This window comes from Pantoea endophytica, assembly GCF_002858935.1.
Lineage (GTDB): Bacteria > Pseudomonadota > Gammaproteobacteria > Enterobacterales > Enterobacteriaceae > Pantoea > Pantoea leporis.
This window is the reverse complement of record NZ_PJRT01000018.1, coordinates 105,351-128,388: the sequence shown is the minus strand read 5'-3', so window position 1 is coordinate 128,388 and position 23,038 is coordinate 105,351. Positions and strand designations below refer to the sequence as shown.

The 23,038-nt window shown below is 54.8% G+C and carries 23 protein-coding genes; 14 read left to right on the top strand and 9 right to left on the bottom strand.

Annotated elements, in window-relative coordinates; all coding sequences use genetic code 11:
* Positions 1-87 precede the first annotated feature (87 nt).
* On the bottom strand, positions 88-990 hold the full coding sequence (locus tag PZBJ_RS12530) for a LysR family transcriptional regulator (RefSeq protein ID WP_101762735.1): 903 nt from the start codon (positions 988-990) through the stop codon (positions 88-90).
* A gap of 95 nt (positions 991-1,085) precedes the next feature.
* On the opposite strand from PZBJ_RS12530, the gene PZBJ_RS12525 reads away from it, so the two are divergent.
* Positions 1,086-1,907: an SDR family oxidoreductase gene (locus PZBJ_RS12525; protein ID WP_101762734.1), complete on the top strand. Its 822-nt coding sequence runs from the start codon at positions 1,086-1,088 to the stop codon at positions 1,905-1,907.
* 76 nt (positions 1,908-1,983) lie between these two features.
* Here PZBJ_RS12525 and PZBJ_RS12520 read toward each other — a convergent pair whose 3' ends face one another.
* From PZBJ_RS12520 to gorA, 4 genes are all read right to left on the bottom strand, one after another.
* The gene (locus PZBJ_RS12520; RefSeq protein WP_101762733.1) at positions 1,984-2,352 is read right to left on the bottom strand and encodes a helix-turn-helix domain-containing protein; all 369 of its coding nucleotides are present in this window, start codon (positions 2,350-2,352) and stop codon (positions 1,984-1,986) included.
* Positions 2,353-2,439: 87 nt separating this feature from the next.
* Positions 2,440-2,715: a type II toxin-antitoxin system RelE family toxin gene (locus PZBJ_RS12515; protein ID WP_101762732.1), complete on the bottom strand. Its 276-nt coding sequence runs from the start codon at positions 2,713-2,715 to the stop codon at positions 2,440-2,442.
* Positions 2,716-2,878: 163 nt separating this feature from the next.
* Entirely contained in the window at positions 2,879-3,811 is a 933-nt protein-coding gene (locus PZBJ_RS12510; protein WP_101762731.1) for a nucleoside recognition domain-containing protein, read from the bottom strand.
* Positions 3,812-4,032: 221 nt separating this feature from the next.
* Positions 4,033-5,385 carry a glutathione-disulfide reductase gene (gene gorA / locus PZBJ_RS12505; protein ID WP_101762730.1) on the bottom strand — a complete coding sequence of 451 codons (1,353 nt, stop codon included), beginning with the start codon at positions 5,383-5,385 and terminating at the stop codon, positions 4,033-4,035.
* Between the two features lie 126 nt (positions 5,386-5,511).
* Here gorA and rnz point away from each other — a divergent pair, with 126 nt between their 5' ends.
* Complete coding sequence (gene rnz, locus PZBJ_RS12500) at positions 5,512-6,423, top strand: ribonuclease Z (protein WP_101762729.1); 912 nt, start codon at positions 5,512-5,514, stop codon at positions 6,421-6,423.
* Here the strand turns inward: rnz and PZBJ_RS12495 are convergent.
* Together PZBJ_RS12495 and PZBJ_RS12490 are read right to left on the bottom strand one after the other, a co-directional pair.
* Positions 6,420-7,232, bottom strand: coding sequence for a CPBP family intramembrane glutamic endopeptidase (locus PZBJ_RS12495; RefSeq protein WP_101762728.1), 813 nt, complete (start codon positions 7,230-7,232; stop codon positions 6,420-6,422). The genes rnz and PZBJ_RS12495 overlap by 4 nt on opposite strands.
* Before the next feature lie 40 nt (positions 7,233-7,272).
* Positions 7,273-8,115 (bottom strand): 23S rRNA (adenine(2030)-N(6))-methyltransferase RlmJ, encoded by an 843-nt coding sequence (locus tag PZBJ_RS12490; protein WP_101762727.1) that lies wholly within the window; start codon positions 8,113-8,115, stop codon positions 7,273-7,275.
* Positions 8,116-8,444: 329 nt separating this feature from the next.
* Here PZBJ_RS12490 and PZBJ_RS24375 point away from each other — a divergent pair, with 329 nt between their 5' ends.
* From PZBJ_RS24375 to rsmJ, 4 genes are all read left to right on the top strand, one after another.
* Positions 8,445-8,894, top strand: a complete 450-nt coding sequence (locus tag PZBJ_RS24375; RefSeq protein WP_233501792.1) for a YuaE family lipoprotein — start codon at positions 8,445-8,447, stop codon at positions 8,892-8,894.
* 127 nt (positions 8,895-9,021) lie between these two features.
* Entirely contained in the window at positions 9,022-10,287 is a 1,266-nt protein-coding gene (locus PZBJ_RS12480) for a hypothetical protein (protein ID WP_158238608.1), read from the top strand.
* Between the two features lie 140 nt (positions 10,288-10,427).
* Positions 10,428-12,470, top strand: a complete 2,043-nt coding sequence (prlC, locus tag PZBJ_RS12475; RefSeq protein WP_101762725.1) for an oligopeptidase A — start codon at positions 10,428-10,430, stop codon at positions 12,468-12,470.
* 8 nt (positions 12,471-12,478) lie between these two features.
* On the top strand, positions 12,479-13,228 hold the full coding sequence (rsmJ, locus tag PZBJ_RS12470) for a 16S rRNA (guanine(1516)-N(2))-methyltransferase RsmJ (protein ID WP_101762724.1): 750 nt from the start codon (positions 12,479-12,481) through the stop codon (positions 13,226-13,228).
* Positions 13,229-13,294: 66 nt separating this feature from the next.
* On the opposite strand, the gene uspA is transcribed toward rsmJ, so the two are convergent.
* Entirely contained in the window at positions 13,295-13,732 is a 438-nt protein-coding gene (gene uspA, locus PZBJ_RS12465) for a universal stress protein UspA (protein ID WP_007889892.1), read from the bottom strand.
* A gap of 418 nt (positions 13,733-14,150) precedes the next feature.
* Between uspA and uspB the strand changes: the two genes are divergently transcribed.
* Entirely contained in the window at positions 14,151-14,486 is a 336-nt protein-coding gene (gene uspB, locus PZBJ_RS12460) for a universal stress protein UspB (protein WP_008108136.1), read from the top strand.
* Positions 14,487-14,582: 96 nt separating this feature from the next.
* Here the strand turns inward: uspB and pitA are convergent, their stop codons facing one another.
* Positions 14,583-16,082, bottom strand: coding sequence for an inorganic phosphate transporter PitA (pitA, locus tag PZBJ_RS12455; RefSeq protein ID WP_137386695.1), 1,500 nt, complete (start codon positions 16,080-16,082; stop codon positions 14,583-14,585).
* Positions 16,083-16,324: 242 nt separating this feature from the next.
* Here pitA and PZBJ_RS12450 point away from each other — a divergent pair, with 242 nt between their 5' ends.
* The 7 genes from PZBJ_RS12450 to yfaU all read left to right on the top strand — a co-directional run bounded on the left by PZBJ_RS12450 (position 16,325) and on the right by yfaU (position 23,035).
* Positions 16,325-17,509, top strand: a complete 1,185-nt coding sequence (locus tag PZBJ_RS12450) for a BaiN/RdsA family NAD(P)/FAD-dependent oxidoreductase (RefSeq protein ID WP_101762722.1) — start codon at positions 16,325-16,327, stop codon at positions 17,507-17,509.
* A 51-nt stretch (positions 17,510-17,560) separates the two neighbouring features.
* Positions 17,561-17,908 carry a hypothetical protein gene (locus PZBJ_RS12445; RefSeq protein WP_101762721.1) on the top strand — a complete coding sequence of 116 codons (348 nt, stop codon included), beginning with the start codon at positions 17,561-17,563 and terminating at the stop codon, positions 17,906-17,908.
* Positions 17,909-18,175: 267 nt separating this feature from the next.
* Complete coding sequence (locus PZBJ_RS12440; protein ID WP_101762720.1) at positions 18,176-18,712, top strand: CCDC90 family protein; 537 nt, start codon at positions 18,176-18,178, stop codon at positions 18,710-18,712.
* 177 nt (positions 18,713-18,889) lie between these two features.
* Entirely contained in the window at positions 18,890-19,672 is a 783-nt protein-coding gene (locus PZBJ_RS12435) for an IclR family transcriptional regulator (protein WP_101762719.1), read from the top strand.
* A 13-nt stretch (positions 19,673-19,685) separates the two neighbouring features.
* The gene (gene rhmD / locus PZBJ_RS12430; protein ID WP_101762718.1) at positions 19,686-20,888 is read left to right on the top strand and encodes an L-rhamnonate dehydratase; all 1,203 of its coding nucleotides are present in this window, start codon (positions 19,686-19,688) and stop codon (positions 20,886-20,888) included.
* A 46-nt stretch (positions 20,889-20,934) separates the two neighbouring features.
* Positions 20,935-22,221, top strand: coding sequence for an MFS transporter (locus PZBJ_RS12425; protein ID WP_101762717.1), 1,287 nt, complete (start codon positions 20,935-20,937; stop codon positions 22,219-22,221).
* A gap of 13 nt (positions 22,222-22,234) precedes the next feature.
* Complete coding sequence (gene yfaU / locus PZBJ_RS12420; RefSeq protein ID WP_101762716.1) at positions 22,235-23,035, top strand: 2-keto-3-deoxy-L-rhamnonate aldolase; 801 nt, start codon at positions 22,235-22,237, stop codon at positions 23,033-23,035.
* The last annotated feature ends 3 nt before the right edge of the window (positions 23,036-23,038 follow it).

Below are 23,038 nucleotides of genomic sequence, written 5' to 3'. Positions count from 1 at the left end.
GGTTTTGTGGCGACAGGTTACGCCGCCAGGCATGAGGTGATCAACGCCATTGCTACAGGTTTTGAGACAAAAGCCGTGCTGCTCGCCTCACGCATGACGTGGCAGGCCGACTTTCAGCGCATCGATAAACAGCCGTAGCGCCATGGATTGATGCCGGTTGGGTGGGAACCACAGCGCAATCCCCGCCGATTGCACCCGCCAATCGGCCAGCAGCTCCACCAACTGGCCGCTGCGCATCTCCTTCTCGACATACAGCGACGGCACATAAGCAATGCCTAAACCGGCGAGAGCGGCCTGCGCCATCAGCGCGTTGCTGTCCAAAGTCAGCGTGCCTGGCACGTCAATCTCCTGCTTTTCTTCCGCCTGCGCATATTCCCACTGATAACGTTTTCCGCTCGGTAAGCGCTGGCGAATGCACTGTTGCTGTAGCAGATCGCGCGGATGATTAACCGCCGCGTTTCTCGCCAGATAAGCGGGCGCGGCGACGGTGACAAACGTCAGCGGGCCGCCAAGCGGAACGGCCACCATATCCTGCGGCACATCCTCAATCAGCCGAATGCCGGCATCAAAACCGGCGGCGGTGATATCCACCAACGCACCTTGCGCGGCAAAATCGAGCTGGATATCGGGATAGCGCGCGCTAAAGTCCGCCACCACGTGCTCCAGCAGCAAAGCGATCGCGGCATCGCTGGCGCTGATGCGCAGCGTGCCGTAATGCTGATGGCGGCTGGCGGAGATGTCGTGCAGCACATCATCCATCTGGTTCAGCAGCGGCGAGAGTCGATCCAGCAGTTGCTGCCCGGCATCGGTGAGCGACACGCTACGTGTGGTGCGTTGAAACAGCTGTACGCCCAGATTGTGCTCCAGCGTTTTCACCAGATGGCTGAGTGACGAGCGCTTGAGGCCGAGCATTTCAGCGGCACGGCGAAAGCTGCGCTGCTCGCCCAGCGTTTTAATGGCCTGCAGTTCGTGCCAGGAAGGACGTCTCATTGGTGGTTTTTCCTCACCGGGTCATGCGCGATTAGGTGGATTATCTCCACCAGTAAAGCGATCTACCATCAGGTTTTCAATATGAGGAGCACAAGATGAAAACCTGGTTGATCACCGGCGCCAGCAGCGGGCTGGGCCGATTGATGAGTGAACGTTTACTGGCGCGTGGCGATCGCGTAGTAGCGACGGTGCGGCGTGAACAGGTGATGGCCGATCTGCAGCAAACCTATGGCGAACGGCTGCAGGTTATTACGCTCGATCTGGCGCACACCGCCAGCATCGCGCCCACCATTAAACGCGCCTTTGCCGCCATCGATCGCATTGATGTGGTGGTGAGCAATGCCGCTTACGGCCTGTTCGGCGCAGCTGAAGAGTTGAGCGATGCGCAGATTGATCGGCAGATCGCCACCAATCTTACCGGCTCAATCCAGCTGATTCGCGCGGTGATCCCGTTTCTGCGCCAGCAAGGCGGCGGGCGCATCGCACAGGTTTCCTCGGAAGGCGGCCAGGTCGCTTATCCCAATTTCAGCCTGTATCACGCCACGAAATGGGGGATTGAGGGATTTGTCGAGGCGGTGCGCCAGGAAGTCGCCAGTTTCGGTATCGATTTCCTGCTGGTGGAACCGGGCCCCACCGCAACCCATTTTGGTGCGGGGCTGGACGTGGCAGATGCGCTAGAAGTTTATCGTGAAAACGCCGCAGGCCAGCTTCGCCAGGCAATTCTTTCAGGCGATTTCACCATTGCTGGCGATGCCGGGAAATGCGTTACGGCGATGATCGCCACGCTGGATCAGGCCAGCATGCCGCTGCGTTTAGCGCTTGGCAGTACGGCGTATCAGAACATCGAAGCGGCGCTGGAAAGTCGGTTGGCGGAGCTGCGCGGGCAACGCGATGTGGCATTCGGCGCGGATGTGTAATCGTATAATTTTAAAAATCACGCGAGTGCCATGCAGAACGCGTGGCACAAAAAAGCCGGGAAGACCGGCTTTTTGTTTAATCATCGGTAAGTTGTTCTGGCATGCACTCGTAAAGCTCAGCGAGCTTGGCGAGATTAAAATCACGCGGTTTTTCGCTTTTTTCCATCGCAGAGACAGACGCTTGCGTGATGCCAAGCGCTTCAGCAACCTGCTTTTGGGTCAGTTTACGATAGATGCGCCAAGCGGCGTGAAGAGTGACACCCTTATTAATGGCGATGTCTACGACGTCACCTGGAATCAAGGCGTCATCATTAATACCGGATTCGTAAGGGATTGATTCACATAGTTCAGTGAAATCAGCATGTTGAGTCATTTTTTCGAACAGCTCGATGGGAACAATTGCCGCTTTGCGGTTGCCAGCACTGTCAGTGATGAATTCGATCATAGGATGTATGTTCCAGTATTCAGCGTTATCAGTTTTTTGAAAACGAGTTGAGAATCTGTGAATTAAGGCAGCAAATCTCTACCTTGATTATTTATATGTTCCGCTGGTACGTCTCATTACCTGCTGAATAGCGATGATTTTCGGTTCCTCGCCTTTGTTGTAGTCGAACAAAACACGATAATTTCCCCATCTAAGCCGATAGTCAGCCTGACCATTTTTCAAAGACTTAACATCCAGATTGGGCGGAACAAGCGGAAACTTTTTTAACTCATTCACTTGCTCATTCAGCTTCTTCCTTTCGTTAGCGTCTGCAATGGCTCGCATCTGCTTCAGAGCAGCTTTGCGCCAATGTAGCTCTGGCATTCCCTTACCTCACTTGTTACAAACACTCCTCACTGGATTTAGATATTATAGATATTCTTTTCTATATCTGCAATGTATATAGATTTTTGCTGTGTTTTAGTTCTATATAATCACAAAGCAGAGGGTTTGGCGGCTATCCATCATCAACGCTTTTGAGCCATCTTCAGAATAGAATGGCGTGCACCGTCGCACGCAGCGCAATACCGAGCAGAATGCCAGGCACGGCAAAGCGGAACAGGCGCGGGAATCGGCTCGACAGGCCAAGGTAAATCCCGATGCCGGGCAGGTCAAAGGTCTGAATCAGTAATCCTGCCGAGGCGTTGATGTTGTGCGCACTGTATAATCCTTTCTCCACCAATCCCGCCACCACGCCGTAATAGGCTGTGCCGCCCGCCAGACATTTGGTCAGCGCCGGAAGAATATAGACTTCGGAAATATTCAGCTTATCCAGCAGTGGCGACACCAGACGCGTCAGCATTTCAATCCCGCCCGCTTCTTTCAACATGCCAACCACCGATAATGAAATAATCAGCATCGGCAGCGAACCCAGCGCCAGACGAATCGCATCGGATCCGGCGCTATTAATGATGCCAATCAGCCCCATTTTATTTTCGCTATTGGTAACGGCCTCATCTTCATTTAATAGCGCCGCATCGGAAAGTTTGCGGCCAAACAGGTGATAGGTTGCCGCCGCCGCTAATACACCGCCGCAGATCGAAATAATTAGCGCTGTGCTCCAGTGTAATCCCGCCGGAATCAGGGGATAAAAGGTGCTGGCCTGGCCCATCGCAAACAGCATCGCCAGCGTGGCCGCCATATGACGATCGGACGTACCGCGCTTTTCCATGATGGCCAGCGCCGCCAGCGGGGCCGCGAAGCTGACGAAATTAAGTTGAATCATGGCAAAAAATGCCAGCCCGGTAATACCGAAGGGTTTTAATAACGGTGTGGCATGACGTACAACAAAATCCAGTACGCCTTTGACCTCCAGATATTTCATGATGAATAACATCACCACCATAATCGGAATCAATGTGTAGAGCGCCACGTCTACCGAGGCTTTGCCTGCGGACATAATGATATCAATAATATTCATGCCCGATTCCGACCTTTTCTCACACCGTTCTCCCCGTAAAAATAAATAAGCTGGCAATGCCATGAAGTTTGCGGTGCGCATTAATGCTCACCCTGCAGCAAAGAAATAAATCTTATCCTGTGCGTGGATTATTGAGTAGTGAAGAAAAAGGTATATAAATTGCAGCCATAAAAAAACCAGCCATATTAAACGGCTGGTTTTTTCAATTCCGGCGGGAAATATTAACGCATCGTCACAAACTCTTCCGCCGCCGTTGGGTGAATCGCTACGGTGTTATCGAAGTCTTGCTTGGTTGCGCCCATTTTCAGCGCCACCGCGAAGCCTTGCAGCATCTCATCCATACCGTTGCCGATACCGTGAATGCCGACAATCTTCTCTTCCGGGCCAACGCACACCAGCTTCATACGGCACGGCTGGCGATGCTGGGTAACGGCGGTATACATCGCGGTGAAAGAAGATTTATACACTTTCACCTGATCGTCGCCGTACTGTTCGCGCGCCTGCGGTTCGGTCAGGCCCACGGTGCCAATCGGCGGATGGCTGAACACCACGGTCGGCACGTTGCTGTAATCCAGATGCTCGTCCGGTTTGTTGTTGAACAGGCGCTCGGAAAGACGACGACCTGCCGCCACGGCCACCGGCGTCAGTTCCACCGCGCCGGTGTTGTCACCTACCGCGTAGATGCCTTTCACGCTGGTGTTCTGGAACTTATCGACGTTGATGTAACCTTTGTCGTTCAGCGCCACGCCAGTTGCTGCCAGGTTGAGGTTGTCGGTCGCCGGCTCACGGCCAATCGCCCACACCAGGCAATCCACGGTTTGCTCGTGGCCGCTTTCCAGCTGCAGCGTCAGGCTGCCGTCGGCGTTTTTAATCACGGCTTTTGGAATCGATTCGGTGTGCAGCGTTGGGCCTTCGGCCTGCATCACTTCTACCAGCGTATCGACGATCAGCGGATCGAAGCTGCGCAGTGGCGCATGCTTACGCACGAAGAGATGCGTTTCCGCACCCAGCGCATTGACCACGCCCGCCAGCTCCACCGCGATGTAACCCGCGCCCACGACCGCCACGCGTTTTGGCAGCGCATCGAGTTCGAAGAAACCGTCAGAATCGATACCGTATTCCGCGCCCGGCACGTTTGGATGGCTTGGACGCCCGCCGGTGGCGATCAGAATATGATCGGCAGTGAGTGTTTCACCGTTCACTTCCACGGTGTTGGCATCGATAAAGCGCGCGAAACCTTTGATCACCTCAACCTTGTTTTTACCCAGCACGTTGTCGTACGAGCTGTGAATGCGGTCGATGTAGGCGCTGCGGTTTTTCACCAGAATTGACCAGTCAAACCGGTTTACCGTGGTATCAAAGCCATAATCTGGCCCATAAAGATGAATAGCTTCAGCGATTTGTGCCGCATGCCACATAACCTTTTTCGGTACGCAGCCGACGTTGACACAGGTGCCGCCCAGCTCTTTGGCTTCAATCAGCGCGCACTTCTGGCCGTGCATCGCGGCACGGTTAATCGAGGCGATACCGCCGCTGCCGCCGCCGATGGCGAGGTAGTCAAAATGTCTGGTCATGCGTTATGTCCGTCTGTTGGAAGAAAATTGGCATAGAGTTTAACGCTATGACGATTATTGACGCAAAGATTGCACCTATGATTGTAATAGCATTGATTTTTATGTCCGATTACAGGGAAGCATAGCATGCAACTGACATTCCTCGGCACCGGCGGCGGTGCGCCCAGCCTGCAACGTAATGTCACCGCGATAGCGCTGACGCTGTCGAAACGCGGCGATACCTGGCTATTTGACTGCGGCGAGGCGACGCAGCATCAATACATGCGCTCCGCGCTGAAGCCGGGCAAGCTGGAGAAAATCTTTATCACCCATCTGCACGGCGACCACATCTTTGGGCTGCCGGGTTTGCTCACCAGCCGCTCCATGGCCGGCATCCCCGAACCGATGATCATTTACGGGCCGAAAGGTATTCGCCAGTTTATTGAGACGGCGCTCAGTTTGAGTGGCTCGTACACCTCTTATCCGCTGGAGATTATCGAGATCGAAGCCGGTTTAGTGCTGGATGACGGCGAAGTGCGCGTGACGGCCTGGCCGATGAATCATGTGATTGAGTGTTATGGCTATCGCATCGAGCAGCACGATAAACCGGGCTTCCTTGATGCGCCGCGCCTGAAAGCCGAAGGTGTACCGCGCGGGCCGTGGTATCAGGATTTGAAAGCGGGTAAGCGTATCCAGCTGGAAGATGGTCGCGAGATCAACGGCGCGGATTATCTTGGCCCGGCAACCAAAGGCAAAGTGCTGGCGATATTTGGTGATACCGCGCCCACCGACGTGGCGCTCCAGCTGGCGGCGAATGCCGATGTGATGGTGCATGAAACCACGCTGGAGTCGGCGCTGCAGGAGAAAGCCAATGGACGCGGCCACTCAACCACCATTCAGGCTGCGGAAGTAGCGAAACAGTCGGGAGCGAAGCGCATGATCGCCACGCATTTCAGCTCGCGCTATTTGTCTAAGGATCGGGAAAAACTGTTGGCAGAGTGCCAGTCGGTGTTTGCGGCGACCGAACTGGCACATGATTTCGCGGTGTTCGAGGTTTAGTGCTGTAGCGCCGGATAGGTGAAGAACAGCAGATGCGTCATGTTGAAAAGGAAATGGATGCCGGTGGCGACCCACAGGCGTCCGCTCCACTGCCACGCCAGGCCGTAAATCAATCCGGCGAGCGTGGCGAAGATCATCAGCAGCGGTCCGCCTGGGAAGTGCGCCAGACCAAACAGCAGCGACGTCAGCAACAGGGCCGCCACGGCACCAATGTGCTGGCGCAGACGCTGTTGCAGATAGCCACGAAAGAACGCTTCTTCTGCCAGTGACACGAAGAACAGGTTCGCCAGCATAAAACTGCCCAACCATTCCGGCCAGTGGGGTTCAACGGCCAGGCCACCCAACTGCACCGCGACATACAGCAGCAGCGGAATCGCCGCCAGCAGCGCCAGCCACAAAATTTTAAGTCGCGGCGGCGCGGATTGGGTGCGGAACAGCTGCGGCAAGCAGATGAGCAGCACAAACGGAATCAGCGCTTTATCGAAGTTGTACGAGAAACTAAAGGGCAGGCTGAGCGGCCCGGCCTGCACATCTTCCACCTGGCGCGGATTTTTGAAGCCCGGGAAAAAGTGTACAAACAGGCCGATGGCAATGGCAACCAGCGCGACTTCACTCACCCACTGAATCCAGCGCGCGTTATTTTCCACGCGAATCCAGGCGATGACGGCAATGGCGCCGAGCAGCAGCATCGCTGGCCAATCCAGCACATCCTGGAACAGCCCAAGAATGGTGGCGAGCGTGAGCAGCAGTACCGAAAAACGTTTGGCGGGCGACAGCATAGCAAGCGCGCCAGCCAGAATGATCCACATGATAATAGTCCTAATAGGCTGGCGACGCGGTAAGGCGAACTTACTCTGGCACGATCTGCGTGACGCTGAAGTGACCGGTTCCGGCGGGCACCAGCTTCTGATGCAGCCACGGCAGCAGCTCTTCCATCTGTGCTTTCAGCTTCCACGGCGGGTTAATCACGATCATGCCGGAAGCCGTCATGCCGCGCTGATCGCTGTCTGGACGCACCGCCAGTTCAATCTGCAGAATGTTGCGGATATTGGTGGCCTGCAGATCTTTAACCATGTGTTTGATCTGCTGACGCATCACCACCGGATACCACAGCGCAAACACGCCGGTGGCGAAACGCTTGTGACCTTCCTGAATGCCTTTCACCACATCCTGATAATCGCTTTTCAACTCATATGGCGGATCGATCAGAATCAGGCCGCGACGGCTCAGCGGCGGCAGCTTGGCTTTCAGCTGTTGGTAGCCATCACCACGCGCCACGCGCGCACGGGAATCTTTGCTGAACTCGGTGCGCAGCAGCGGGTAATCGCTGGAGTGCAGCTCGGTCAGCTCCATTTTGTCCTCTTCACGCAGCAGGAAGCGGGCAATCAACGGCGAACCAGGATAGTACTTTAAGGTGCCGTGCGGATTGAGATTACGCACCGCCGAAAGATACGGCTTGAGCAACTCAGGTACATCCGGCTGCTGCCAGATGCGGCCGATGCCTTCCAGATATTCACCGGTACGCTCGGCGTGCTCTCCGCTCAGCAGGTAACGTCCGGCACCGGCGTGGGTATCCAGATAGAGGAAAGGTTTTTCCTTCTCCATCAGAGCGGTGAGGATCAGGCTTTCAACGGTGTGTTTCAGCACGTCGGCATGGTTGCCGGCATGAAAACTGTGGCGATAACTCAGCATAAAAAAAGGGGGTCCGCGGTTGCATCAAAGGGAGTGAAAACATCGTGTGTGGCGCGATTATAGCCGCGCTGCATAAAAATTGCTGACGTTTTGGCTGCCGCTTAAGTTTTGCGCCAATGCGCCGCTATAGCCGGTTGCGATCAGACTTCTTGTCGGTAATTTGCTACGAAATGACGTGATACTCGAAATTTCATCGCGGATTAAGTAAGTTAGTTTCCGATAACGAAGCGGTCATGAGCGAAATGCCAGGTGGTTCTGGCAGGAAACTTTCCGGTGAAGACCGTATAATTTTTTGCTTAAAGCATCTCAAACAACTCCTGGTGACAATAATGAAAAAAATGACTGGTGTCGCGGTGGCAAGCCTGTTGGTACTGACTGGCTGCGCGAAACAACAACCCGTTCATAGTTTAGTAACGCCGCCGACTGCGGACGAACAATCCGCCGCGCAAACCGCGCCAGAGCAGCAAGGTACGCCATTTGTGGCTTCAGCGCCGGCGCAACCCGCGACGGCTTCACTCAGTGACGACCGTTCCAGCAACATTCAGCAGTGCCGTAAAGAGCTCGACGCGATGCGTCTGTATAGCCAGGCGTCATTTGACAGCTATCAGGCCGAATTCCAGAAAATCGGTGCCCAGACCAATAAATATCTGCAAATTAAAGATTCGATTGGCGCGGATATTAACGACTTAGTGATGCCGCGTTATCAATTCCAGATTCGTGAATTGTGCTTCCGTATTAAGACACGTCTGTCACAGTTAATTATTCGCCAGGCCGGTTAAACCATAACTATTTAACTGCATTCGCTAAGTAGCAGCGCGAAATTTCGCGCTGAGGATGGGCTTCATCTCTATTTTATTAATAGAGATGAAGCCTTTTGTGTTCTTAAGGCTGTTACAGGAGATTGTGATGACACAGCGTCATCTGCCGTTTGTCTTTATTATCATCGCATTGTTCTTCCCTGCTCTGGCCTGCGCGGCCGCTGAAGATGATGTATTGCAAGCGTTTGGCGATGCAGCCCGCACGTTGCCTCCTGTTCCAGTGCAAAAGCCAAAACCTCAGCTAAAACCGGTAGCGCCAAAATTAGCTGAGAAACCTGCCGTAAAATCGAAAACGCCGGAGCCGCTTTACCAGCTGCGTGCGCAAATAAGCGAGCTGGAAAAACAGAAAGCCGCACTGCAACTAAAGAATGAACAGCATGAAAAAGCGCTGAAAGAACAGCAGGCGAACAGCGATAACAAACGGGCGGCGCTGGATGAAGAAAAACAGCAGCAAACACTAAATATCATCCGGCTAACTCAAGAGCTCAAAGCCGCACAGCAGCAAACGACGGATGCAACCGCGCTACGTAAGCAACTTACCGCAGCGCAGGCTGCTGCTAAGCGCGATCAGGATGCGCTAAAAACTCAGCTGGCCGAAAGTGAAAAAATGTCGCAGGCACTACAAAAACAACAATCTGAGAGTGAGAAAAAGCTCGCGTCACTGAATGAAGTAAAAGTGATGCAGCAGCAAAACATAATGAAACTCACCGCTGAACTGGAGGCTGCGAAAAAGCAGCCAGCAGCAGTGGTTGCAGCCGCAGAACCCAAAACCGATGCTGAGCGCGATGGCTATATGCTGGGGCAATCGATCGCCAGCAATGCGGTCGTTCAACTACAGATGGTAAAAGATACCGGTCTCACCATCAGCATTGATCAGTTGATCGCGGGATTCAGCACGCAGTTACAAACCGGCACTTCGGTAATGAACAGTGAAGAGATGTCACGGCGATATGCTGCGATGCAGGAGACGATCAATAAAAAGATGGGATCGCTGATTGAGAAGGGCTATGACCAGCTCAACAAACATTTAGAACAGCGCAAAGCGTTAGTGACGCAAAATGGTGTGCGTTGGTTTGCCGTAAAAACAGTCAAAGCTAAGCTTATTCCTGACCAGCAAGTGGAAGTCAGCGTGAAAGTCAGTACCTTAGGCGGCAAAGTGATTAACGATTTTGCTGATGACAAAGTGCCGTTTGATAACAATCTGCCTCCCATGTTGTATGAAGGGATGTCGTTAACGGGAGCCGGCGGCGCAGTAGAAGGCTGGGCACTGGCAAAAGATATCATCGAACGCGAACCGCTGCCGCCGTGGGTGGCGCCCTACGATGTGATTCACTACCAACTCGCGATTAAATAATCTTCAGCCCGCCTTCTGGCGGGCTTTTCTTCATAAGTCCAGGCTCAGTGGCATTGATTTTCCTGTCATCAAGCCGCATGTTAGTAAAATGCGTCGCGCGAGCATTCGCGCCACTACTTCATCATGAAAGGACTGCGCTTATGACCAATCCGTTACTCACGCCTTTTTCGCTGCCCCCGTTTTCTGCTATCAAACCTGAACATGTGGTTCCTGCGGTTACCGAAGCGCTGAACGACTGTCGCGCAGCGGTGGAGCGCGTTGTGGCGCAAGGCGCGCCTTACACCTGGGAAAATCTGGTGCAGCCGCTGGCTGAAGTTGACGATCGCTTAGGTCGCCTGTTCTCGCCGGTCAGCCATTTGAACTCGGTGAAAAACAGCCCGGAACTGCGCGAAGCTTACGAGCAAACGCTGCCGCTGCTGTCCGAATACAGCACCTGGGTCGGCCAGAATGAAGGTTTGTATCAGGCCTATCGCAACCTGAAAGAGGGCGATAGCTACGCGGCGCTGGATACCGCGCAGAAGAAAGCGGTGGATAACAGCCTGCGTGATTTCGAGCTGTCCGGTATTGGCCTCGATAAAGAGAAGCAAAAGCGCTACGGCGAAATCGCGGCACGTCTTTCTGAACTGGGTTCGACCTACAGCAACAACGTGCTCGACGCCACCATGGGCTGGAGCAAGCTGGTGACCGATGAAGCGGAGCTGGCGGGTATGCCGGAAAGCGCGCTGGCCGCCGCCAAAGCGCAGGCCGAAGCCAAAGAGCAACAAGGCTGGCTGCTGACGCTGGATATCCCAAGCTATCTGCCGGTGATGACTTACTGCGACAACGCTGCGCTGCGTGAAGAGCTGTACCGCGCATATTCAACGCGTGCTTCCGAACAGGGCCCGAATGCCGGCAAATGGGACAACGGTCCGGTGATGGCGGAAGAGCTGGCGCTGCGTCATGAACTGGCTCAGCTGCTGGGCTTCGACTCTTACGCCGACAAATCGCTGGCAACCAAAATGGCGGAAAATCCGGCGCAGGTCATCGACTTCCTGACCGATCTGGCGAAACGCGCCCGTCCGCAGGGTGAAAAAGAGCTGGCTCAGCTGCGCGCCTTCGCGAAGAAAGAGTACGGCGTCGACGAGATGAATCCGTGGGATCTGACGTATTACGGCGAGAAACAGAAACAGCATCTCTACACCATCAGCGACGAGCAGCTGCGTCCGTACTTCCCGGAAGCGCGCGCGGTAAGTGGTCTGTTCGAGGTGGTTAAACGCATTTACGGCATCACCGCTAAAGAGCGTAAAGACGTCGATGTTTACCATTCAGACGTGCGCTTCTTCGACCTGTTCGACGAAAGCGGTGAACTGCGCGGCAGCTTCTACCTCGATCTCTACGCACGTGAAAACAAGCGTGGCGGTGCGTGGATGGACGATTGCGTCGGCCAGATGCGTAAAGCCGACGGCAGCCTGCAGAAGCCGGTGGCCTATCTCACCTGCAACTTTAACCGTCCGCTGCAGGGCAAACCGGCGCTGTTCACGCACGATGAAGTGATCACGCTGTTCCATGAATTCGGTCACGGTCTGCATCACATGCTGACGCGCATCGAAACGCCGGGCGTGTCTGGCATCAGCGGTGTGCCGTGGGATGCCGTCGAGCTGCCGAGCCAGTTTATGGAAAACTGGTGCTGGGAGCCGGAAGCGCTGGCGTTTATCTCCGGCCACTACGAAACCGGTGAACCGCTGCCGAAGGAACTGCTGGATAAAATGCTGGCGGCGAAAAATTATCAGGCGGCGCTATTTATTCTGCGTCAGCTGGAGTTCGGCCTGTTCGATTTCCGTCTGCATACCGAGTTCGATCCCGCCCAAGGTGCGCGCATCCTCGAAACCCTGCGTGAAGTGAAGAAGCAGGTTGCCGTGGTGCCAAGCCCGGAATGGGGCCGTTTCCCGCACGCCTTCAGCCACGTCTTTGCTGGCGGATATGCGGCTGGTTACTACAGCTATCTGTGGGCCGACGTGTTGGCTGCCGATGCCTATTCGCGCTTCGAAGAAGAGGGCATTTTCAACCGTCAGACTGGTCAGTCGTTCCTCGACAACATCCTGACGCGTGGCGGTTCCGAAGAGCCCATGGAGCTGTTCAAACGCTTCCGTGGTCGTGAACCGCAGCTCGATGCGATGCTGGAACACTACGGAATTCAGGGATAAGCCGGCTTGTGAAAATTGGTTTAATCGATGAAACGGGCGCCGGAGACGGCGCCTTATTACATTTAGCCGAGCGCTGGGGTTTGCAGCAGGACGAACAGGCGACGATGGCGCTGGTGTTAACCGCTGAGCATCTTGAGTTGCGTAAACTGGATGAGCCGAAACTCGGCGGCATCTTTGTGGATTTCGTCTCGGGCGCGATGGCGCATCGGCGTAAGTTTGGCGGCGGTCGCGGCGAAGCGGTGGCAAAAGCGGTCGGCATCAAAAGCGGTTATCTGCCAGACGTGGTTGATGCAACGGCCGGTTTGGGGCGCGATGCGTTTGTGCTGGCGGCGCTGGGCTGTCGCGTGCGTATGCTGGAGCGCCATCCGGTGGTGGCGGCCTTGCTGGACGATGGCTTGCGTCGCGGTTATCAGGATGCGGAGATTGGCGGCTGGTTGCGCGATCGGCTGACGCTACTGCACGCTGCTAGCCAGCAAGCGCTGAGCGATATCACGCCTGCGCCGGATGTGGTCTATCTCGATCCGATGTATCCGCATCGCCAGAAAAGCGCGATGGTGAAGAAAGAGATGCGGGTGTTTCAGTCGTTGGTCGGTGCGGATGATGATGCTGATGCGTTGCTGGAACCGGCGCGCCGTCTGGCGAAGAAGCGCATTGTGGTGAAGCGTCCGGATTACGCGCCGCCGTTAGCGGGCGTGGTGACGCAGGATGCGGTGGTGACCAAAAGCCATCGTTTTGATATTTATCCGCCGCAGGGGTAATAACGCAAACAATGCGCAATACATTGCGCCGCTACAAAAAATCAGGCCGGTAACCCGGCCTGATTTTTATTCTTCGTCTTCGTCGCGCAGCGGCACAATCAACATGTCGATATGCACGGTGTTAATCAACTGGCGCGCCGATGACATCAGCTTGCTCCAGAAGTCCTGATGGTGACCACACACTACCAAATCCACATCATATTTCTTAATCGCATCCACCAGCACCTGGCCAAGATCGCCGCTGCCGCTCAGGGTTTCACTGATCGGATAACCGGCGTTAATCGACAGCTCTTTCAGCGCGGTGTGCGTCTCTTCAGAAATACGCTTCTGCATGTCGCCCAGATTGACATCAATCAGCCCGGTGTAGAGGTCTGAATAGTTCACATCAACGTGGATCAGCGAGATTTTTGCATCATAAGGACGGGCCAGCGAAACGGCTTTATCAACCAGCAACTGGCTTTCCGGGGAAAGGTCTACTGCAATCAGGATGTGTTTATAAGCCATGATAAAACTCCTTTCTCAAGATTCGGGGCAATCTTCCTGCTTTCACGGTCGGCGATTCCTTTGCGCGAGACGGCGATGAAGCGCCACCAACCAACTATTTCAGCCTTGCAGGCGGTTTTTGTTATGTCCTGAGTATAGCCAGAGTTGTTAACAAATGCTGCAAGCGCAAGTTCGCTTGTGAGGAAGATCAAGCGTTATCGGCTTTTTCACTCGCCCTGAACGAAAATCATCGCTGGAAAAAAATTCAACAGATCTCCTACACTGAAAATAAGTGCCACTGCCATATGCGTTGCGCACTCAGGTTCGCATAACAACAATGCAATCGACATCATTCAATGGCTGGTTTATTTCCCGTGCGGCGTCTACAGCAATTCCCCGCTGCGTTCGACGTCGTTGCGGCTCCAGCCGGGAGGGGAACATGATCAGCACTATCGCGCTTTTTTGGGCTCTGTGTGTGGTTTGTCTGGTGAATATGGCGCGCTATTTCTCTTCTTTGCGCTCACTTTTAGCCGTTTTGCGCGGTTGCGATCCGCTGTTATATCAATACGTGGATGGTGCGGGTTTCTTCACGTCGCACGGGCAGCCGAGTAAGCAGGTGCGGCTGGTGCGCTATATCTGGGAGAAGCGCTATCACGATCATCATGACGACGAGTTCATTCGCCGCTGTGAGCGCGTGCGCGGGCAGTTTGTGCTGACCAGCGGGCTCTGCTTTTTGGTGGTGGTGAGTTTGATTGCGATGGCGATCTGGCAATAAAAAAGGGCAATAAAAAAGGGCAATAAAAAAGGGCAATAAAAAAGGGCAATAAAAAAGGGCGACATCGCGTCGCCCTCGAATATTTCTGCGCTTTGCTTAGATCAGTTTCAGTGCAATCCAGTAGAGCGAACCCGACAGCAAAATACACACCGGCAAGGTGAACACCCACGCCATAGCGATATTTTTGATGGTGCGACTCTGCAATCCACCGCCATCGACCAGCATAGTACCGGCCACCGACGACGACAGAATGTGCGTGGTAGAAACGGGCATACCGGTGTAACTGGCCACGCCAATCGATACTGCGGCCGTCACCTGCGCCGACATCCCTTGCGCATACGTCATGCCTTTCTTACCGATTTTCTCACCAATGGTGGTGGCAACACGACGCCAGCCAATCATGGTACCGATGCCGAGCGCCAGCGCCACAGCCACAATAATCCAGATCGGTGCGTACTCAACGGTGCCCAGCAAATCGCTTTTCAGCTTGTTGAGGAAGCGCTTATCGTCCGCGCTGGTTTCCGGCAGCTTGGCCACTTTATCTACGGTATCGGAAACGCACAGCAGCAGGCGACGCATCTGGCTGCGTTGATCAACCGTCAGCTGATCGTAGCTCTGCAGATTGTTCAGCAGCAGCTGCGCACGATCGATAGCCTGCAGCGCACGGCTGCTGTCGCAATGGAACTCCTGCGGACCGCCAAGCGATTCATCTGGCGTTGGCACCACAGGCGGCGCCATCTGCACCATGTGCGTCAGTGATTCGTTGTGCTGCTGATAATACTGCTCCAGATGGTTTACGGCATCGCGCGTGCGGGTGATGTCATAACCCGACGCATTCAGGTTCACTACAAAACCAGCCGGCGCAACGCCGATCAGCACCAGCATAATCAGGCCAATGCCTTTCTGACCATCGTTAGCGCCGTGTGAGTAGCTCACGCCAATCGCAGAAACGATCAGGGCAATGCGCGTCCAGAACGGGGGCTTTTTCTTGCCATCAATCTTTTCACGGTCAGCAGGCGTCATGTGGATGCGTGAACGCTTGGTGGTTCCGCTCCAGTAGCGACGCAGGATAAAGATCAGACCGCCTGCAATCACCAGACCTACAATCGGCGAAAGAATCAGGGACATGAAGATATTGATGACTTTCGGCAGGTTGAGCGCGTCAACCACCGAGGTGCCGGTCATCAGGGCGTTGGTGAGACCAATACCGATGATAGCGCCAATCAATGTGTGAGAACTGGACGCCGGCAAACCCAAATACCAGGTGCCAAGGTTCCAGATAATCGCGGCCAGCAGCATGGAGAAGACCATGGCGAGTCCGTGGGCCGAACCGACATTCAACAGTAAATCGGTCGGAAGCATATGAACAATGGCATACGCCACGCTCAATCCACCAAGCAAAACACCTAAGAAGTTGAAAACACCCGCCATGACAACCGCCAGTTGCGCCCGCATCGCACGGGTATAAATGACAGTCGCGACCGCGTTAGCAGTGTCGTGAAAACCGTTGATTGCTTCGTAAAACAATACAAACAGCAGAGCAAGAATCAGTAACAGGCTGGTACTGAGGTCGAGACCAGCAAACAGATGTAGCATAAACGTTACGCCATTTTGGGAGGACATGAACGCGGCGCATTATCTGCGACAACGTGCGCGATATGAAAGAAAAATATAGCTCTTTATTGTCTTAAAATTGTAATGCAGCGTATAGATTTAGCTGAAAACAGCTTAAAATTAGTAAGTTACATTATGACACATTTACGGCATTTTTTTGAAGCTGGCGCTAAAAGCCGCAAATCCCTACAATCAGCGCCTTTCGGGCAAGGCGGATAAAAGCAGTGGAAAAGTTTGACATTATCATTGTTGGTGCAGGCGCAGCCGGCATGTTCTGTGCGGCGCAGGCGGGACAATTGGGTCGCCGCGTATTGCTGCTGGATAACGGCAAAAAAGCCGGTCGCAAGATTTTGATGTCGGGCGGCGGTCGCTGCAACTTCACCAACATGCACACCGAACCGGCGGCGTATCTGTCGCATAATCCGCATTTCTGCAAATCGGCGCTGGCGCGCTACAACCAGTGGGATTTCATCGATCTGGTCAATCGCCACGGCATTGCGTATCACGAGAAAACGCTCGGGCAATTATTCTGCGATGACTCCGCACAGCAGATTGTCGATCTGCTGTTGAAAGAGTGTGATGCCGGGCAGGTGACGCTGCGCCTGCGCAGTGAAGTGCTGAGCGTCGATCGCGACGATAACGGTTATACCTTGCAGCTGAACGGCACATCGGTGCAGGCAGAAAAACTGGTGATCGCCAGCGGCGGGCTCTCAATGCCAGGCCTCGGCGCCACGCCGTTTGGCTATAAAGTGGCGGAACAGTTCGGCCTGAAAGTGTTCCCGACGCGCGCGGCATTGGTGCCGTTCACGCTGCATAAACCGCTGCTGGAACAGCTCAACACGCTGTCGGGCGTCGCGCTGCCCACCACCATCACCGCGCAGGACGGCACCTTATTTAAAGAAGCGATGCTGTTTACCCATCGCGGCTTATCGGGGCCCGCCGTGCTGCAAATCTCCAGCTACTGGCAGCCGGGTGAATTCGTCACCATTGATTTGTCACCTGCCACTTCGCTGGATGATTTCATTCATGTGCAGCGCGAGGCGCATCCCAATCTTAGCCTGAAAAACAGCCTGGCGAAAATTCTGCCAAAACGGTTGGTGGAAGTGCTGCAGGAGCTAAAGCAGATTCCTGACGTCACGCTGAAGCAGCTAAACAGCAAGCAGCAGGGCGAACTGGTCAGCACGCTGCATCAATGGCGCGTGCAGCCAAACGGCACCGAAGGCTATCGCACCGCCGAAGTGACGCTAGGCGGCGTCGATACCACCCAACTGTCGTCAAAAACCATGGAAGCGCGCGATGTGCCAGGTTTGTTCTTTATCGGCGAAGTGGTGGACGTTACCGGTTGGCTGGGCGGCTACAACTTCCAGTGGGCGTGGAGCTCGGCTTGGGCGTGCGCGCAGGCGCTTTAACTCACGTCGCTATGATGGCGTATTTCCTTTCTCCAGCGGATGAACCTATTGATGTTAAAACTCAAATTTATTGTGCCGTTGCTGATCGTCATCAGTGCCGCCGTTTGGTGGCTGATGCCGCATTACAGCGATGAGGACAAAGGCTATTACATCGCCATGTTTTGTACGCTCACGCATGATGGACGCGGCAATGCTCCGCAAGATATGCAGCAGATTATTGAAGGCAGTAATTCCGATTACGCATTACAAAAGGTGCATTTCCAGCAAGCTTTGGCAGAGCATCTGCAAACGGTTTGGCAGGATTTGTCACCGCAACAGCAGCAACAAGCGCGACAGGAAAGGCTCTCCTGCCGCCGCTTGATGTCTGAGAAATTGCTACCGGGCCAGCCGGTTCAGTAATTATTGAACGGGCAGCGCAGGGATTAAAAGCTGCGCCGCCATTTCAAGAAGCCGCTCAACACCTTCCCGCTCCCATATTGCAAAACGTTTCGCGACAGAATCTGACGCCAATTTTGCGAGACGCCCCGCATCCGCTTGCACGTTACTTGTTGTACGAATTGATATTTTTCGCAGCGCCGCGCAAAATACACACAGTCACATGGTGCAGCAATCGCTCGCTGAGCATGATGTTGGCACGCGCCTCACATCAACTCAGGAGCTTCACGGATGACACTCGCGATGATGAACACACACAAAGCCTTTAAAGCACTGCAGTTGGCCGGCGTCAGCGACCAGCAGGCCGAAGCCATGGTCGAGATCTTTACTGAGATGCCGCAGGATAATGCGTTATCTCGTGCTGATTTAATGAAGGCCGGAGAAGGAATTACAGGGAGCATTAAAGAACTGGATGTTCGACTTACCGGCGATATCAGAGAGCTGGATATTCGGCTTACTGGTGCGATTAAAGAACTGGATAAGCGGCTGAGTGGTGCGATTAAAGAGCTGGATGACCGGCTTAGTGCTGCTATTCGAGAACTGGAGGTTCGGCTTACTAATCTGGATGTTCGACTGAGTAGTGAGATTAAAGCAGTCGATGTTCGCCTGACCAGAGTCGAAGCTCGCCTTGATCGCATAGAAAAAGACATTGAAGTTATCAAAGCCGATGTCTCTGCTTTAAAAACCGATATGCGCTGGATCAAACGTTTGCTAATGGTGATGACCACCACGATGGTCATTGCAGCGATCAAATACATTTTCTCTTAGATCTTGTGCTCCTGCGGCAGGAGTACAGTCGGCTGTACTCTCAGCGCGGCGCGATTCACATTCCCGCACACGCGCTGCCAGCAAACACGCTCAGCGCTGCGTAATTTGAAGCGGCGCACACTTATCACGAAGTAAAACTACAACACTGCGCTCCAGATCATCAGACTGGAGTCCAGCATGTTGGAAATTACGCCTGTCCCCGCGCTGACGCGCGCCATTGCGATTCTCGACTTTATTGCCCAGCACGGACCGTGCAGCGCCGCCGAGATCATCGAAACGCTGGCGCTTCCCAAAAGCAGCGCCTATCTGCTGTTCGCTGAACTGAAAAAACAGCGTCTGATCACTATCGATCGCAACAACAACTATTGCCTGTGGACGCGGCTGGTGGAGTTTGCCGGTCATGCACTGCAGCGCATGGATATCCGCGATATTGCGCGTCCACCTCTGACACGTTTAATGCAGCAGACCAATCTGCTGTGCCACCTCGGCATCCTCGAGGGTGGTCACGCCTGTTACATCCTCAAACTCGAATCCGCCGCCACCATCAGCGTGCGCTCACACGAAGGCAAAAGCCTGTCGCTCTATCGCTCGGGCATTGGCAAATGTCTGCTTGCCTGGCAGCAACCTGAAGAGCAGGAACGCATCATCAGCGGCCTGCGTTTTGTGGCGGTGACGCCAACCTCGCTGCGCAATGCCGACGCGCTGCGTACCGAGCTGGCACGCATTCGCCGTCAGGGCTGGAGCTTTGATAACGGTGAAGATTATCCCGATGTGCGCTGCGTCGCCGCGCCGATTTTCAATGCCCGCCAGCAGCTCGTCGCCGCCATTTCGCTGGTGGGCACCCGACTCGACATTGACGACGACAAACGCGATTACCTTGCTGGCCAGGCGATTGCCTGCGCCCGCGATATTTCCCGTCTGCTGGGCTGGCGTAGCCCGGCGGAAAAACACGCCTCGTAACCAGGAGAAGAGCATGTCCCTACCTAAAATTAAAACTGTCCGCGCCTACTTTGCCGGTGGCGCTACCGCGGATAAAGCAGCGGCTGGCGGCGATTATCACGATCAAGGTGCCAATCACTGGATTGACGACCACGTCGCCACGCCCATGAGCAAATACAAGCAGTATGAGCAGTCGCGTCAATCCTTTGGCATCAACGTGTTAGGCACGCTAATTGTCGAAGTCGAAGCCGATAACGGTCAAACCGGTTTTGCCATTACCACCGGCGGCGAAATGGGCTGCTTCATCGTGGAAAAGCATCTCAACCGCTTCCTTGAAGGACGCTGCGTCAGCGATATCAAACTGATTCACGACCAGATGATGAACGCCACCCTGTATTACGCCGGATCGGGCGGCCTGGTGATGAACACCATTTCATGTGTCGATTTGGCGTTGTGGGATCTGTTCGGCAAAGTCACCGATCTGCCGGTGTACAAACTGCTGGGCGGCGCGGTACGCGATGAACTGCAGTTTTACGCCACCGGCGCACGTCCGGATCTGGCGCAGCAGATGGGCTTTATCGGCGGCAAAATGGCGGTGCAGTGGGGACCGCACGATGGCGATGAAGGCATCCGTAAAGAGGTGGCGCGCATCGCTCACTATCGCGAAAGTTGCGGCCCGGATTTCTGGCTGATGCTTGATTGCTGGATGAGCCAGGACGTCAATTTCGCCACCAAGCTGGCTCACGCCTGCGCACCTTATAACGTCAAGTGGCTGGAAGAGTGTTTGCCGCCGCAGCAGTTCGAAGGATACGCCCAGCTGAAACAGCAAGCGCCGCAGGGCATGTTGATCACCAGCGGCGAACATCACGGCACGCTGCAATCATTCCGCACGCTGGCTGAAACCGGCATCGATATTTTGCAGCCTGATGTCGGTTGGTGCGGCGGCCTGACCACGCTGGTGGAAGTGGCGGCGCTGGCGAAATCACGCGGCCAGCTGGTGGTGCCGCACGGCTCCTCGGTTTACTCGCATCACGCGGTGTTCACCTTCACCAACAGCCCATTCAGTGAATTCCTGATGACCAGCCCGGATTGCAGCACGCTGCGCCCGCAGTTTGATCCGCTGCTGATCAACGAACCGGTGCCGGTTAACGGTCGTATGCACAAATCGGTGCTGGATAAACCGGGCTTCGGCGTGGAACTGAATCGCGATGGACTGAAGCGTCCTTATCAACACTAATCGCAGGGCTGCGGCGACTCGTCGCAGCCCTGCGTGAGGGTTTACCATGGATAATCTGGTGTTAAGCGCGGTTAAAAAGAATCGCGCACGTCTTATTCCTTTCATGTTGATGCTCTACGTGTTGGCGTTTCTCGATCGCGCCAACATTGGTTTCGCCAAAGAGGCATATCAACTTGATACCGGCCTGAGTAATGAAGCTTACGCGTTAGGTGCTGGAATCTTCTTTGTGGTGTACGCGCTGCTTGGCGTGCCGGCCAATTTGCTGATGCGACGCTTTGGCGCGCGCAGCTGGATTGGCGGCACCACGCTGCTGTGGGGATTACTTTCGGCGGCGATGGCATTTGCTGATACCGAAGCCAAATTCCTGCTGGTGCGTACCTTGCTCGGCGCCGCTGAGGCGGGTTTCTTCCCGGGCATGATTTATCTGACCTCGCTGTGGTTCCCGCAACAGCAGCGCGCTAGCGTCATGGGACTGTTCTACATGGGCGCGCCGCTGGCGTTGACGCTGGGTTCACCGCTCTCTGGCGCACTGCTGGAAATGCACGGCGTGCTAGGCCATCCCGGCTGGTTCTGGATGTTTATCATTGAAGGATTACTGGCGGTGGCAGCCGGCGTTTTCACTTTCAGCTATATCGACGACACACCGGCGAAAGCGCGTTTTCTCAGCGCCGAGGAGAAGCGGGCGCTGCAACGTCAGCTGGAGAGCGAAGAGCAGCAGAAGCCGACTTCACATCTGCGTGATGCGCTGCGCAATGGTCGCGTCTGGCAGCTCGCCATTATCTATATGACCATTCAGATAGCGGTTTATGGCCTGATTTTCTTCCTGCCTTCTCAGGTCGCAGCGTTGTTGGGCACCAAAGTCGGTTTCCTCGCCTCGCTGGTGGCGGCCATTCCGTGGGTGGCCGCGCTGTTTGGCACCTGGCTGATTCCGCGCTATTCCGACCGCAGCGGCGAGCGTCGCCGGGTCGCGGCGTTCACCTTGCTGGCTGCTGCCGTCGGGATTGGTTTGTCCGGATTGGTTTCGCCGCTGTTGGCCATCATTGCGCTTAGCGTCGCAGCGGTGGGTTTTATTGCCGTGCAGCCGGTGTTCTGGACCATGCCGACGCAGCTGCTTTCTGGCACTGCGCTGGCGGCGGGCATCGGCTTCGTCAATTTGTTTGGTGCTGTAGGTGGCTTCCTGGCGCCGCTGATTCGCGTAAATGCCGAAATGCACTTTAACAGCAGCGCTGCCGGATTGCTGGCGCTGGCGCTAATTGCCGCCATCGGTTCACTCATTATCCTCAGCCTGAAAGTGGAGCGTCAGTTGCCACACTCTCAGCAGCCAAGTCATTAAGTAAGGAGCAGCTATGCAGGATCCGTTAAATAATCCCTTCAAAGCCGGATTGGCGAAAGGCGAAACGCAGATTGGTTTGTGGCTGAGCAGCACATCGTCGTATCTGGCCGAAATTGCTGCCACCAGCGGCTACGACTGGTTATTGATAGATGGCGAACACGCCCCGAATACCGTACAGGATCTCTATCATCAATTGCAGGCCGTTGCGCCTTATCGCAGCCAGCCGGTGATACGGCCAATCGAATTCCAGACCGCACTGATCAAGCAGGTGCTGGATATCGGTGCGCGCACCTTGCTGGTGCCGATGATCGATACCGCTGAGCAGGCACAGGCGCTGGTGAAGGCGACGCGCTATCCGCCTTACGGCACGCGCGGCGTCGGCGCAGGCGTGGCGCGGGCGGCACGTTGGGGGCGCGTGGAAAATTATATGGCGCGCGCCAATGAAGAGTTATGCCTGCTGATTCAGGCCGAAAGCAAAACGGCGATTGATAATCTCGATGCGTTGCTGGAGGTTGAGGGCGTTGACGGAATCTTTATTGGTCCGGCTGATTTGTCAGCCTCATTGGGCTATCCCGATAATGCCGGGCATCCTGAAGTGCAGAAAGTGATTGAGCAGAGTATCAAACGCATCCGCAGCGCAGGAAAAGCGGCCGGTTTTCTGGCGGTTAATCTGGAGATGGCGGAACGCGCTATTCGTTGGGGAGCTAATTTCGTTGCCGTCGGTGTGGATACCATGCTGTATACCGATGCGCTGGATAATCGGCTCGCGCATTTTAAAAAGAGCGTAAATGCGCTGAATAAATCGAGTTACTAATTG